General features: G+C 35.6%; 15 protein-coding genes. 4 read left to right on the plus strand and 11 right to left on the minus strand.

What is annotated here, in order from left to right; genetic code table 11:
* Positions 1-83: 83 nt before the first annotated feature.
* Both RCG22_RS06775 and RCG22_RS06780 read right to left on the minus strand, forming a co-directional pair.
* Complete coding sequence (locus RCG22_RS06775; RefSeq protein ID WP_308106284.1) at positions 84-410, minus strand: L-rhamnose mutarotase; 327 nt, start codon at positions 408-410, stop codon at positions 84-86.
* A 21-nt stretch (positions 411-431) separates the two neighbouring features.
* Positions 432-1,928, minus strand: coding sequence for an L-fucose/L-arabinose isomerase family protein (locus RCG22_RS06780; RefSeq protein ID WP_308106285.1), 1,497 nt, complete (start codon positions 1,926-1,928; stop codon positions 432-434).
* Between the two features lie 121 nt (positions 1,929-2,049).
* Here RCG22_RS06780 and RCG22_RS06785 point away from each other — a divergent pair, with 121 nt between their 5' ends.
* Positions 2,050-2,922 carry an AraC family transcriptional regulator gene (locus RCG22_RS06785; protein WP_308106286.1) on the plus strand — a complete coding sequence of 291 codons (873 nt, stop codon included), beginning with the start codon at positions 2,050-2,052 and terminating at the stop codon, positions 2,920-2,922.
* Between the two features lie 74 nt (positions 2,923-2,996).
* Here the strand turns inward: RCG22_RS06785 and RCG22_RS06790 are convergent, their stop codons facing one another.
* Positions 2,997-4,427, minus strand: a complete 1,431-nt coding sequence (locus RCG22_RS06790) for a DHA2 family efflux MFS transporter permease subunit (RefSeq protein WP_308106287.1) — start codon at positions 4,425-4,427, stop codon at positions 2,997-2,999.
* 167 nt (positions 4,428-4,594) lie between these two features.
* On the opposite strand from RCG22_RS06790, the gene RCG22_RS06795 reads away from it, so the two are divergent.
* The gene (locus tag RCG22_RS06795; RefSeq protein ID WP_308106288.1) at positions 4,595-5,137 is read left to right on the plus strand and encodes a TetR/AcrR family transcriptional regulator; all 543 of its coding nucleotides are present in this window, start codon (positions 4,595-4,597) and stop codon (positions 5,135-5,137) included.
* A 393-nt stretch (positions 5,138-5,530) separates the two neighbouring features.
* Here the strand turns inward: RCG22_RS06795 and RCG22_RS06800 are convergent, their stop codons facing one another.
* A complete protein-coding gene (locus RCG22_RS06800) occupies positions 5,531-5,767 on the minus strand; it encodes a PNPOx family protein (protein WP_308106289.1) in 237 nt (78 codons plus the stop codon).
* On the opposite strand from RCG22_RS06800, the gene RCG22_RS06805 reads away from it, so the two are divergent.
* Both RCG22_RS06805 and RCG22_RS06810 read left to right on the plus strand, forming a co-directional pair.
* Positions 5,766-6,866, plus strand: coding sequence for an RHS repeat domain-containing protein (locus RCG22_RS06805; RefSeq protein WP_308106290.1), 1,101 nt, complete (start codon positions 5,766-5,768; stop codon positions 6,864-6,866). The genes RCG22_RS06800 and RCG22_RS06805 overlap by 2 nt on opposite strands.
* 21 nt (positions 6,867-6,887) lie before the next feature.
* Positions 6,888-7,202: a hypothetical protein gene (locus RCG22_RS06810; RefSeq protein WP_308106291.1), complete on the plus strand. Its 315-nt coding sequence runs from the start codon at positions 6,888-6,890 to the stop codon at positions 7,200-7,202.
* A 578-nt stretch (positions 7,203-7,780) separates the two neighbouring features.
* Here the strand turns inward: RCG22_RS06810 and RCG22_RS06815 are convergent.
* The 7 genes from RCG22_RS06815 to RCG22_RS06845 all read right to left on the minus strand — a co-directional run bounded on the left by RCG22_RS06815 (position 7,781) and on the right by RCG22_RS06845 (position 13,610).
* Entirely contained in the window at positions 7,781-7,933 is a 153-nt protein-coding gene (locus RCG22_RS06815) for a hypothetical protein (RefSeq protein ID WP_308106292.1), read from the minus strand.
* A 135-nt stretch (positions 7,934-8,068) separates the two neighbouring features.
* The gene (locus RCG22_RS06820) at positions 8,069-8,428 is read right to left on the minus strand and encodes an HNH endonuclease (protein WP_308106293.1); all 360 of its coding nucleotides are present in this window, start codon (positions 8,426-8,428) and stop codon (positions 8,069-8,071) included.
* Complete coding sequence (locus RCG22_RS06825) at positions 8,415-8,582, minus strand: hypothetical protein (protein ID WP_308106294.1); 168 nt, start codon at positions 8,580-8,582, stop codon at positions 8,415-8,417. The genes RCG22_RS06820 and RCG22_RS06825 overlap by 14 nt, the downstream gene beginning before the upstream one ends.
* Before the next feature lie 111 nt (positions 8,583-8,693).
* Positions 8,694-8,891, minus strand: coding sequence for a hypothetical protein (locus tag RCG22_RS06830; protein ID WP_308107258.1), 198 nt, complete (start codon positions 8,889-8,891; stop codon positions 8,694-8,696).
* A 277-nt stretch (positions 8,892-9,168) separates the two neighbouring features.
* Positions 9,169-9,420, minus strand: coding sequence for a hypothetical protein (locus RCG22_RS06835; protein ID WP_308106295.1), 252 nt, complete (start codon positions 9,418-9,420; stop codon positions 9,169-9,171).
* Positions 9,421-9,530: 110 nt separating this feature from the next.
* Positions 9,531-10,463: an amidase domain-containing protein gene (locus RCG22_RS06840; RefSeq protein WP_308106296.1), complete on the minus strand. Its 933-nt coding sequence runs from the start codon at positions 10,461-10,463 to the stop codon at positions 9,531-9,533.
* A gap of 762 nt (positions 10,464-11,225) precedes the next feature.
* Entirely contained in the window at positions 11,226-13,610 is a 2,385-nt protein-coding gene (locus tag RCG22_RS06845) for a S8 family peptidase (RefSeq protein WP_308106297.1), read from the minus strand.
* Between the last annotated feature and the right edge of the window lie 2 nt (positions 13,611-13,612).

Here is a 13,612-nt window from a genome sequence, read left to right on the forward strand (position 1 = left end):
TTAATCATCAGTATCCACTTATTTTATAACCAATAAAAAAGATGACTCACAAGATATTATATGTTAAGTCATCTTTTTTCTTATTATTTTAAATAGAAAACTTCTCGTAGTGGTTTGATTGGATCAGGTTCATTAAAATCAAACGAGCCTTTGACCATTTTTGATGTTATTGCATTCCAGCGATTACAGGCATCACTTTTGGCTATGTAGTCAAATGCTATTTCTACATCATCACATTCAAAGCAATAGAAAAACTGATTTCCATTTTGAAAGATTGAGTAATTTTTAATTCCTGCCTTGCTATGTTCTTCAAGAATCTCTTGCCAAGGATTCAAATGCAGATTGATATATTCTTCTAAATGTTCCTCTTTTATTTCCCATATCCATGCGTATTTATTACTAGTTTCCATTTTCATCAACCACCCAATATTTTATAGTGTAACAGTCTTACAACTTAATAGCTCTCCTACTTTAGTAAACAGAGAGGCATTATGGCCATGTGACATGGCACAATGGTGTGTCGGTGCTTCATTGAACCATCTTTCCATATAAACATCTGGATGCTCTCTAAACTTTACAGGAGTTTGTGTGTTGCCAATTTGCATGATTGGTCCGTTCGTGGAAATTCCTTCACTTATGATAAACTTTAGCTTCCCATCACCCGTTTGGGTAACATTTAAGGTTGTTACTGGTCCAGTTTTGACTTTCGCTTCAACTGAAACACCCGTCCCCTGCTTGCCATGATATAGCCCCATCCCCCTTAGGATTGGTTTTCCATCTGAAATAGCTAAATGAAACGGTCCATCATGTCCGAGGAGTATGGTTTCATCAATATAATCAACAACCACTATTTCTGAAAAACTACCGCCTGTTCCAAGAATGTCGCAGATTTTCATCGCAATGGCGGTCTTTAGATCACCTTCACCTGAGCATGGAATCCCTTTAGCAGTTAATAAGGAATGACCAACAATGAAGCCTGATTGGAGCTTTTCATATTCACTATTTGGGGTCCCATGATAATAGTAAGAAAGAGCATCCAGATCAAATTCTCTTACCAACTTTTCTTGGGCAACTGCCACTTTACAAGACCACTCCATTTGTTCAGACGTTGGTTTCTTAGCAATCGGGTCAGATGGGGAATCACCACTACTATCAAAAAATTGATAAACTTCCTCCAGTTTACTTTGTACTTCAGTTGCAGTTACTTCCTTTACTAAACGGTCTAGATCACACATCTCCAGGATCTCAATATGAACACCGGATTGTGCTTGGATCATTGTGAAATCACTATACATATCCAACATGCCGCTATAGGTGTTCCCCAGAAATCCAAATCGGCTATGTCTTAATGTTCGTGGGACTGAAGCTGCCTGGATCCATTCATGAATCTGATTCCATGCAGTAATCGCTTCTTTTCTATCATCTGTCTTTTCATTCGTAAGGGAAATTGCCGGAGTATATTCTAAGCCCAGCAGTCCATTGACCACTCTGAATTTAATGCCGCTTCGGTTAAAAGCGTTCGCAATCTCTGGTGTTGGACAGGCACCACAATGGGCCAGCCATTCACCAGTGGTTGTTTGCTCATAATTCATTCGTTCAGTTGGCTGCAGGTTCAAGATAACTGCCGGTGCTTTACAGATTTGATGAACCGGAAGAATGGCCGAGCTCGTTGAATAGGTTCCGGAGTGGCAAAATACAATATCAACATTTCTTTCATTGAACCACTCCCCAGCACGTCTTGCTTCGGTTTCAGAGTCGACTAAACCATAATTATATACTTCACTGTATTGGGACATTTTTGTTTCGATAAACTTACCATATTCTATTAACCTTTCTTTTAATCCGGAAAATTGATTCCAATAAGCTTTCAAGCCAATGGTATATAATCCGACTCTTGCCCTTTTTATCGGCTTAATAGGTGCGAGCATTTGAATTCCTCCTTAATAATTTGAAAAATAATACTTTTTTTATTAAGTGTATTTGCTTACAATCTAAATAACATCCGATTATGTTGTTCGTTTATAACAGTATCTTGCTTAGGAGGTTGCCATGACAAAATTCAGAGAGCGAGCGTCCTATGATTGGACCGAGGATTCTTTACGAATCTTGGCTACTCCGAGTTCAATTGCCCGAAGTACATTCTTTTATGTTCAGGAGATTGGCAGTTTTCGGACTAGACCCACTTATTTTACAGAAAGAGAGCATCTCCCTTCCTATTTAATCGTGTTCACCCGGAGTGGAAAGGGGTATTTAAAATATGAAAATAAAAGTTATCTACTACTTCCCAATCAGCTATTTTTTATTGATTGTATGAAATACCATTACTACGAAACCGATAAGGATGACCTATGGGAGTTAATATGGGTTCATTTTGATGGTCCGGCAACCCAGGGTTATTATCAATTTTTTCAAAAACACGGTTCTCCTGTTGTAACCGTGAATGGCAACTCTTCCATCGATAAAATCATGAATGATCTTCTTGAGGTACAGCGAAAAGCCCATGACATAATGACAGAACCAACTTCATCAAAATTGCTGACAGATTTACTAACTGACTTACTGTTTGCTGTCAATCCAACGGTCTCCACAAATGCATTCGTTCCAGATTTTATTAGTAATATTGTGCGAGACCTAGAAAAAAGGTTTAATGAACCAATTTCTCTCGATCAATTATCCGCTGACTTTGCCATTAGTAAATATCATCTTGTACGAGAATTTAAAAAATATACCGGCTATACACCAAATGAGTATTTAATCAATTGCCGTGTATCCCATGCAAAGAAGTTATTAAAATACTCAGATCACTCCGTTTCAGAAATTTCTTATTCCGTTGGTATTGATAATGTCAGCCATTTCATTAATCTCTTTAAAAAACGAGAACAAATGACTCCACTCTCTTTTCGAAAGCAGTGGAAAAACTGAATTATTATTTCAAGATAAACATAAAAAAGGCAACCAAATGAGTTGATTAGGTTGCCATTTTCGTATTTTCAAAATTATGATGGCTGTTTTACCCTATCTTTAGATGGAACGAATAGTGTTAAAACAAATGCAATAATAGCTAAGATTGTCATGAAATAATAGGCATCGCTTGATCCTAGAATTGAAGCAAGTGTACGGATTGCTTTAACTGTAGCATTTGGTGTTTCTACTAGTAATGTTTTTGCATGCTTTGTTGTTTGTGCTGTAAAAATGGTAATAACTATAGCCGTTCCAATTGCACCTGAAATTTGGCGTACGGTATTATTCACTGCCGTACCATGTGTCACAAGTGATCTTGGTAAGACATTCAAGCTAGCTGTGTTCAATGGCATAGTAATAAAACTCAATCCTATACGTAGAAAAATGGTCCGTATCATTAAGAAAATAAAGGTCGTTGTTTCCGTTAAATCTGTTACAACCCACATTGAAGGGATGATAAAAAGCAAACCGATAATAAATAACGGCTTCGCACCAAGACGGTCATACATTTTCCCTGTTACTGGCGACATAAAGGCATTGACAACAGCACCCGGTAATAATAGTAAACCAGCTTCAAACGCAGTAAATCCTCTTCCATTCTGTAAATATATTGGTAATAAAATCATATCCGCATACATCATCATTGTGACAATAATGTTAAGGATAGATGTTAGCGTAAATACTTTATTTTTAAAAACGGATAAATTAAGAAGCGGATCAGAGGACTTAATTTGTCGTAGACAGAATATGGCTGTAGTTACTATTCCTACAAGTATGGTACCTATGACAAGTTTATCATCCCAACCTCGGCTGCCTGCATTACTGAAACCATACAAAATAAGACCGAAGCCAATTGTTGAAAAAATAACACTCATTACATCTAACTTAGTTTTTGCTGTTTCTGAAACATTGATTAAATATTTCATGGCTAATAAAATAACTATCACAACTAATGGAATTAGTCCAATAAACAACCAGCGCCATGAGGAATAATCTATGATAAAACCTGCTAATGTCGGTGCAATGGCTGGGGCGAAAATAATTGCCAGCCCAATTAACCCCATCATACTGCCCCTTTTTTCTAGCGGAAAAATAAACATAACTACGGTCATTAACAAAGGCATAATAATTCCTGCTCCAATGGCTTGAATCATACGACCACTTAATAAGGTGGCGAAGTTTGGTGCTATTGCACACAGAATAGAGCCAATTAATAAAAACAGCATCGAACTTATAAATAATTGGCGTGTAGAAAACCGTTTCATTAAATAAGCAGTAATAGGGACCAACACCCCGTTAACTAACATAAAACCTGTAGATAGCCACTGAACAGTTGTAGGAGATACAGTAAATACGTCCATCAAATTACTTAATGCGACGTTTAACAGGGTTTGATTTAGTGTAGATAAAAAACACCCTAGGATAAGCACTGTTAACAATACTTTTTTATTAATTGATTCCGACATAAACTCTTCCTCTCTCTTGTTGCCTTTTTAACACCGTGTCAATAAAATAAAGAATAACATTATATTTTATTGCTGCCTATTTACAATTTTTAAAGATGTGTTAATTAAACAACATATTTTAAAAATGTGTAATTAAAGTCAAGTTTAATAGATAAAGGAGAATAAATTTGATCACACAAAAAAAGCAGGACCCACGCGCCGTTCGCTCTAAGCAAATGATGAAGGAAGCTGTCGTAAAAATATTGATTGAGAACCCGGATATTTCGAAACTTACAGTACAAAAAATTACCCAACGTGCCGAGCTGAATCGAGCAACTTTTTATTTACATTTTTTAGATATTAATGATTTGTTAAAGCAGTTGGTTTACGATATTTTCGACGACCTGTTGTTGGAATTGTCACCAATTTTACAAATTGATACTTTAAATAATCAAGAACAATTAATTACGTTTTTAGATTACTTTTATAAGCATCGAAAAATTTTAGCAGTTCTTTTTGAGCACCCCGGCTTCAAAAAAAAATTACATATGATATTAAAGGACTCGATTTCAATACAACGTGAAAGAGAAGTTACTGATACTACGGAAATATCTCTATCAAGGGATATACTTGCATCCTCCATACTTGGGATCATCATGTGGTGGCTCAAAGATGGGGTTCATTTTAGCTCTGAATATATAGCAAATCAAATTATTGTTTTGTATCGATAATGAACATAAATGATTTTGTGCGGATGTTGTGAGAGGATGTATTTTGATTGGAGAAAAGCTTTTCACCAAAAAACAACGAAGACCTACTCCTAATTGGAGAAAAGCTTCGTTGTTTTTTATACACTCCTTTTTAAAAGATTAATGCTTCATAAATTCGCCCATTGAAACACGAGATTCGCTCATTAAAGCCCTAAATTCGCTCATTGAGATCCAATATTCGCTCATTAAACACTAAAATCCGCTCATAGAAGGGATAAATCGTTAAATAAATCATGAATGTTCAATGTTTAAGTGTAATATTACACAAAATTTCAACTTTAATGATCTGCCCATTAATTTATAATAATCTTATTTATGAAAACAACCTTTATATTAATCTTGTTTTAACAGCTGTTAAACTTCTAAGTCTAATTTCTTAGCAAGTTCAGGATTATAGGTCTTTTCATATTCTGCTTCAACGGTTACCCTTCCACCATAGAACATTACATTTTCTACTGCTTCAATCTCGATGGTTACTACACAAAATTTCATTGTCCGTTCTATGACAATTGAAACGGTACCAGTCCCACGTATCTCAAAACAACCTCCAGCTCCAATGACCCCTAAAACCACGGTCGGATTACTCCGCATGTTATCAATACCTGACGGTGAAGGCAAACGCATAGACTATGCGACAAATTCTAATGGAAATGTGGTCAAAGTCACGGAAAACCCACTGGATGCAGCGAATAAAGCCATTACACAGTATTGTTATAACGATAATAATGATTTAACGACTGTCATTGATGCCAATTTAAGTAAAAACTCTAATAATACCTGTGGAAATTTTAAGGCCCATCCAGAGCTAGCCAAGGGTTATATCTATACCTATGATGGAAATGGGAATGTAACAGCGGAACAACTCCCAGAAAACCAGAAGGCAACATATGAATATGACAGCCAAAATAATTTAACAAAAGAAACAGATTTTAAGCAAAATGTAAGCACTAATGATTTTGATGAAAAAAACAATCAAACGGAAGCGACAGATCCAAACGTTCAAACAACTGCCACCCGGTATGATTCGAAAGGAAATCTTCAGTACGATACCCATCCAATGTCGGCGGCTGATAATCTGTTGGCCAACTCGAGCTTTGAGCTGGATAAGACTAACGATAACTGGCCAGATGGATGGACTAAGTATATGCAGGACCAAACAACTGCCACTTTTGGTTGGTCTACTACGAAGAAGTTTGGCAATAAGTCGGTTAGCATTTCCAATCCAACCGGTTGGGCGATTGTTAGTTCCAAGCAGATTAAATATACGGCTGGCGAGCAATTCATTGAGAGTGCCTATATAAAAACTGAAAACACGACCGGCTCTGCTTTAATGAAAATTGAATACCTGGATACTCAAGGAAGTCCAATTAAACCTACATCCTATTCATTTGGTTTGAAGGGTACTCATGACTGGACAAGAGTTCAAGCTGTAGTTACGGATGTACCAAGTTCTACAGATACGATCCGTATTTCAGTCGGTTTGAATGCTGGTTCCGGAACCGCTTATTTTGACAGGGTTCAGTTAGAAAAAGGGACGACTCTATCTGCCTATAACTTGGTTGATAACTCAAGTTATGAAAGAACGGATTCTACTACACCAAGTATGCCTGAAAACTGGGATACTAGCGGCAATCTATCTGCCAATGACAAAATCGTTCAAAACGTTAATCAAGGTGATGACAACGTTTAAACTGGCAAATCGTCCTTCCAAATGACCGGAGAAACTGGTAAGGATAAATACATCAAACAGCGTATCAACGTGTCAGGCGATGCCAATACGAAATTGACGCTTTCGGGAAAATTGACGTTAATTCCATTTTTCAAAACTCCTTTGTTTTTTGTTTTTTTATTTTCCATTTTTTCTTTTGCCTTGCGAAGCGAGTGTGTTCCCCAAAGGGGGATTATTTTTCCCCTTTTGCAAGTAGAACGAAAAACACGCATAGGCAATGGGTCAAGGGCGTTCTTAGCACAAAAAGTTTTTTACTGTTGCGAAGCGCCCTTAAGTAAAAAAGTTTTTGCCCCTTGACCGATTGACTTGCCTTCTTAGCTTCTAGCCGGGAAGGTTCGGGTGTCCTACCGGCTGGAAGGTTAGAAGGCCTGCACTGTTTTACGATTCGGAAGGCAAAAGGGAAAAATAAACAATAAAAAGCAGCCGTTTCGGCTGCTCTCCTTTTGTCTTTCAATCTTTTGACTTTACGGTTTTCGGCTCGTTCGGTATGGCGGCGTTAGCCGTAAATGGAACAGGAACCTACGGAATGTAGGCGTGAGCCGTACAGTCCGTGGTTATCGGTCCATTTAATGCTGAAGCGACACGTACGGAATGACAGAAAGGGTGCATTTTCCTTTCTGATCAGACCGTAGTGCTGCCACCCAAAGTCGTCTGTTTACCGTTAACTTACGATGATAAAGTTCTTATTTCTGAAGAAAAACCGCAGCCTTAAGGCTGCATGACAGAAAAAACTGTACAGGGATAAAGGAATATCAAAGGTTTTGTAACATACTCCTTGAATAACAGGAACAAACGTTTCTAAGGTATGTAGAAGAAGGAGAATTTTTAATGAATAAAGATCATAAAAATTATGGTATGAGGGAATGGAATGGGTTTCATGCCGAAATCCATAAAAATGTTGAAGGATCTTTAGGAGGGTGCTTATCGGCTGCACCTTTAAGCTTCTCTTCGGTTTCTTTTCGAACCTGAATTTCTTCTTTTGTTAAATTTTCACTAATAACTCTTACGTTTTTGCTTGGTCTTGCCACTTTCCTCACCACCTCTAATTTCCATTTCGGGAATTTTTTTTGCGTGATTTTTGATGCGTAGTATCCAAGATATTAAAAAAATTAATTTTTCAAACTGGGGGTACTTGAATGAATTGTGTATATTTCAGACACAATTTAGATTAGCTCAGTCTTGTCTATCTCTCCACACTCGGCCATCTTGTGATGTGAGCTACAGAGGCAGATGAGGTTGTCATCATCCAGCCTCTTGTCCCAGTCCACAACAATGGGAATAATATGGTAGACCTCGATGTTCGTAAAGCTATATTTTAATTGAGTGTTATGCAGCTCTCTTAAACAGACCTGACACAGATAATTATCACGCTCATTGATCTGCTTACACTTAGTAGCCCACCGTCTGGACCATCTAAACTTATCTATATAAGTAGGTTCCTTGATTCGCTTTTGCTTCCTTAGGCATTGATACTTACTATCATGAATACCACACAATACTTGCAGCTCTTTAACATTCATCATCAGACTCAATGATAGTATTAACCTTATCCATTATCTCTTCTCTTACTGCAGCAGGTACCCGTTCATCTAAGGTAATATCTTTAATCACTTGAAAGATTTGTTTAATCATTTCTAATTGAGTCGCTACTACTTTGATTGTTGCTAGTGCCATCATTACAACCTCCTTCTTTCATATAATACCAATCCCCATTACAGTGAAGAAGATCAGCTACATTACATAATCTGTAGAACAAACATGACTGGCATTTACCATCTAAGTTATGGTTCATTTCCTTCTCACAGCTCCATTCCTTCTCTCATAAGTGTCTCGCCTAGTACCCATGATATCTTCCCAGTCCCTACGACTCATCGGCTTTCCTGTTTTACCACCAGCTTTTAATCCTGGAAGTGATTGTTTCATCTTAGGTGACTTCATTTGCTCTAGCTGTTTATGTTTATCCGATAATTGATCAGCAAACTTCACAACATCGCCTTCTCGTATGCCATATTAAAAAGCGCCCTTCATTTATGAAAGACGCTGTACCGAACTATAAATTTCTCAACTATTAACTATCAGGCTTTTGGTGCCCCGAATATATGATTGGGTTAATGATTTAAGTGACTTCTTCAAGTTAAGAAGTAAATCTTTTTCGTAAACTTGTTTCATTTAACAAATAATTTAAATGACAATCCACTATTAAACTAAAATAATAACCCCTGAATCTAAACTCGGGGGTTTATGTAATTTATAGAAATCTTGGTTATTTTTTAGGAGTTTGACTTAAACCAATAGATAAATAATCTGTCTGTGAGATCACATCTACTTCTTGATTGTTTTTTTCATAAACCGTTAAACTACCCTCTTGCTCCTTTTTTTTCCAACCATTTAAGTTTATTACTATACGATATCTTAAAGGAATTCCATTTTCTTCTGATGCTGGAGACCATTTATATGCTTCGAACTCATCCTTTTCCTTAAGTAACTCAGCGGATTTAGGAACCGGAAAGCCCATAAATTTTTTTGATTTTTCAAAAGAGAATATCGTTATTGAAGAAAACAGAATAATAATCAGGACAATTAATCCGGCTAATATTTTCTTATTAATTTTAATTCTCCTTCCTACTACATCTTTATTATTCTATATGTTGAATAGGATGTTATAGCATTGAAACTTCTTTTCAGGTAATCATTTGTATGTCCAGAAAGTAGAAGGTTACTACTTTGTTTTTCGTAAATCCACATTGTGTGAGAATACCGATCAGCCCCAGCTTTCTTAAACTGAATTACATCTCCTGATTTTGCATTATTGATTATATTTGTTTTACTTGTACTTGAGTAAGAGCTCTGTGTTCTAACTAAATGGGAGTACAAATCGGTAACCACAGTCCAAGAGGCACTTCGGCTCCATGCATAATTTGGCAAGCTACGAATATACCAATAATAATTATCAGAAATCAAAGGTGCAGTAGAAGTAGACATAACCATATTTTTCCCGCTATTAAGTAATATTTGAGATACAAAATTTGTACAATCATTTGAATAGGCAGGATAATACCGATTGTAACTAGAATAATACCTCTCTGCGTAGGCTCTTGCATTTGCCAAGTTAATGGTTCCCGTGGCCATTGTCCCTATGCTTCCACTTTCTAGAACTGGAGACTCTTGTGCTTGTATTTCGTTTTTTATTTCCCCTAATGTTGAACTATTTACTGATTCCATATTAAAAGGTACACCAAAATTATTCTCATCTGATTCATATACAGACAATCTATACGCGTATTCAGCTAAGTACGCACAAATAAGATTATAATCGCTTCGGTTAGCTAACACTTGATCTGCATCACTATCCAATTGATTCATAACATAATTATTAAATTCTGGTGAACCAATCTCATTATTAAGACCTTGTGACCCTAAATAGGCAAGTAATTTCAACTCAATTATCCCAAAAGTATAATCATCCCTAGCAGTTTCAGAAGCTGAAGCTTGATCCTCAAATGTAAATAAACCTAACATTAAACTGACAGAAAATAATAAAGCAAAAATCTTTTTCATATAAACCCTCCTCCTCTATATTACTAATTCTCTATTTCTCTCTTTTTTCCTTTGAACTTAATAAAAACGGTTACTTATACCCATATTTACCTAAATTGGAAATTTTACCCTAATGCTTTATAAATAAATTTACGAAATATAAAATACATAATCTGTTTGCAGCCATTCGATCTCTTTTTGTTTCAGTTTAAAAATTTCTCTGCAATCAAATGCATTTCATTTACTGTCTTGAATCTATATACTTCCGAAGCAACCTTGCAAATCACTTTTCTATTACCACTTTCTTTCCATTCTCTTATGGCATATAAAAAAGCACCCGTACGGATGCTAATAAACTTTATGAAGGAATAGCAATATTCCACCTAAAACTATAACAACAATAAATCCTCTTCTTAACCATTTAAGATCAAGAGTTACTTCCTTAAGTCATTTTTTCTTAAAAAATACAATTTAATTTTCTTTTTTAATTAGCTATAAAACATATTCAGTACAATTCGCTATACACAGTCGAACTTAGTTAAATCAGGCCTTTTCTGTCAGTCTGAACTGAAGGGGGATGTTCAATTGATATCTCGCTGCAATTCCCACAAAAAAGAAAAGAAAACACTGTTCTACAATGAGAAACAGTGTTGTTTTAAGCTAATTATTAATGGGATCTTTTTTAATAATACATACGCCTTTTTGGCAGACGTGTAGGTTTATTAATTGCAAATACACTTTCTAGGAAAGTAAATCCCTTCTTACTGAGAAGAATTAAAATTTTCATTCATTTCCATCAATGCGAATATCAATTTCGGTATTTAATCTTATGTTCCTATTAATAAAATTATTTGATTCTAATAGATTAGTAACTTCATCATAAACATTATGATTCCGATAAGGATCCCGAATCGTAAGAATCATACAAAAATCCTGTGATAGTCCAAATCTTTGGAATTCGGATTGTGATTCAATAAATTCACGATAAAGTCCCTCTATTTTCAGGTACCATTTTTTGGGAGATTTTACAAACTTTTCTTTATTCCCTTGTGTTAAATCTGAAATGTCCACCGCGTATTTCTTGTGAGGGTAAAACTTATCACCATACTGAATTAATATTTTTTCTGAACGAGAGAATTCCTTTTTATCTAAATCTTTTTTCTTACTATAGTTGTTTGAAGTTAAGAGGTTTTGACTACCCGTCCGACCTACAGGATTTCTTACTGTTCTTATCCTGGTATCTCTTTCCTTCTTTTCGTCATATGTTCCAAAATATACTTCAAGGTTTGATTGGCAGTATTCAGGTCCTTGACCTTCAGCAAGTATCGGAGTATTTACAAGTGTAAGAAAGATCTGGCCATAAAAATAACCCTCTTCATTTACAAGAGATGTTGGGAATGGAAAATCCAAAATCTCCATAAATTCCCCTTTATTAAGTGTATCTCTTAGTACAAGTGTAATTTCATGTTGATTGTTAAAAAGAATTTCATCTGCTTTGCTAGGAATCCCAAATCCTAGCTGATTAATTTTTTCGTTAATCGGTAAATCTACTTCAACGGGATATTTTGCAGAATGTATAAGAAGGGCTTTTAATAGTACAGGGTCAAATTCTTCCTTCAACTTATGATTTAAATCAGCTGCGATTGCTGTCACCCTGGGTGTGGAGAAACTTGTCCCTATGGCCTTTTTTAAGCTTCCATTGATATTTAAGGAGGTAACACCATTTGGAATAGCTTGTCCATGTTCCACTCCTGCATTTCCACCATAATGAACAAGGTCCGGTTTTATAATATTGGCTGGTCCCGGACCAATCCTACTGAAAGGTGACCGATGATTAATATCTGCAATATCTAACGTCTCTTTGGAATGTGCAATGGAGCCGATCGTTAATGACCTTACTGAATCAGCTCCATTTGCTATCCTTCCAACTGGTTTTCCATCTATAAAGTTTGAGCAATTACTAGCTGACTTTATAATTAATACATCATACTCATCTTGAATATTATCTAACGCTATACCAAATTCAGAGAAATCAGCATTTTTAATTTCAACATTTGTACCTAATGAAAGATTCCAAATCTTTATTTCAGTTGCGTTCGATTCAACAGCATCCCTAATATTATCAACTAATTCTGCCTCTGGTATAGATTCGTATCTTCTATCTGGAAAAACAGCTGCATCAAAAAACTTAAACCCTTTGACACCGGTATAATCCTTTTCTTCCAACATATCACCAAAATTGATAATTCCAGCAACAAAAGACCCGTGCCCCGGATGAATTATATGGGAAGGATAATTAGAATGCCGCCTTTCTAGCGTCCATGCATCTAGTGGGTATTCTGATGCAATACCAGAATCTAAAACACCAATTATGGGATATTCTTTATCATCTTTTGGCTGCGGAAAACGAAGGGTATTATCACTAAAAAAATCATCTTCAACTATTTCTATCATTGGCATCGGTTCTATAGACATAACAGGACTAAAATCATTAAATATGTCTATTTTCTCTAAAGAGTCAGTGACTACTTGGTGGATAATTAAGTTTTCACTGTATTTGATTGATTTCTGTAACTGAATATTTTTCTCGTTATTCATAATGTCAGTGAACAAATTAATTACATGATTATTTATTTGAAAATTATTAAAATCAAACAATCTAATTTTGAGTGTATATTTTCCATTTTTCTGCGGCTTTATATCGTTAAGGTTTATTATCGGTTCAAAAGATTCTATTGAATCAATTCCAGAGATAGCCTTATCATTTCGTTCAAATTGACTCAAATTTTGTTTTATTCCGGCTAACTGTTTGGGATTATCTATTTTTATTAAAAACTCTTGATTTCCTGAAATGCCAATGAGTTTCTCTTCCTGTGAATTTGGTGAAAAAAATTTCGATAGATCTTTCCTGTGACTTTTTGCAATGATGTTATCACTAATTTTGGCTTTTAGAATGGCTGGTGTTCCTTTATATTTACTTAATTTCTTTTCAATTTTAGATTGTGTCAAATCTAAATCATCGGAAAGGATGGTTGCTTTATTTTTAAGATCTTCACCTTGTAACACCCATTTAGGTTTATTATCATTTCCACCACCTTCTGTCAGTCTTTCATCCATCTCCTGACGCTTCTCAAATATTTTTATCGGCAATTTTTTACTTTCGTCCATTT

The organism is Neobacillus nitrireducens (genome assembly GCF_030915405.1).
Taxonomy (GTDB): domain Bacteria; phylum Bacillota; class Bacilli; order Bacillales; family Cytobacillaceae; genus Neobacillus.

Bases quoted from the DNA above. Each gene is read 5' to 3' on its own strand.
- RCG22_RS06845 (WP_308106297.1), bottom strand. From the start codon at position 13,610: ATGGACGAAAGTAAAAAATTGCCGATAAAAATATTTGAGAAGCGTCAG.
- RCG22_RS06840 (WP_308106296.1), bottom strand. From the start codon at position 10,463: ATGAAAAAGATTTTTGCTTTATTATTTTCTGTCAGTTTAATGTTAGGT.
- RCG22_RS06790 (WP_308106287.1), bottom strand. From the start codon at position 4,427: ATGTCGGAATCAATTAATAAAAAAGTATTGTTAACAGTGCTTATCCTA.
- RCG22_RS06780 (WP_308106285.1), bottom strand. From the start codon at position 1,928: ATGCTCGCACCTATTAAGCCGATAAAAAGGGCAAGAGTCGGATTATAT.
- RCG22_RS06805 (WP_308106290.1), top strand. From the start codon at position 5,766: ATGTTATCAATACCTGACGGTGAAGGCAAACGCATAGACTATGCGACA.
- RCG22_RS06775 (WP_308106284.1), bottom strand. From the start codon at position 410: ATGGAAACTAGTAATAAATACGCATGGATATGGGAAATAAAAGAGGAA.
- RCG22_RS06785 (WP_308106286.1), top strand. From the start codon at position 2,050: ATGACAAAATTCAGAGAGCGAGCGTCCTATGATTGGACCGAGGATTCT.
- RCG22_RS06820 (WP_308106293.1), bottom strand. From the start codon at position 8,428: ATGATGAATGTTAAAGAGCTGCAAGTATTGTGTGGTATTCATGATAGT.
- RCG22_RS06810 (WP_308106291.1), top strand. From the start codon at position 6,888: ATGACCGGAGAAACTGGTAAGGATAAATACATCAAACAGCGTATCAAC.
- RCG22_RS06800 (WP_308106289.1), bottom strand. From the start codon at position 5,767: ATGCGGAGTAATCCGACCGTGGTTTTAGGGGTCATTGGAGCTGGAGGT.
- RCG22_RS06835 (WP_308106295.1), bottom strand. From the start codon at position 9,420: ATGGGCTTTCCGGTTCCTAAATCCGCTGAGTTACTTAAGGAAAAGGAT.
- RCG22_RS06825 (WP_308106294.1), bottom strand. From the start codon at position 8,582: ATGATGGCACTAGCAACAATCAAAGTAGTAGCGACTCAATTAGAAATG.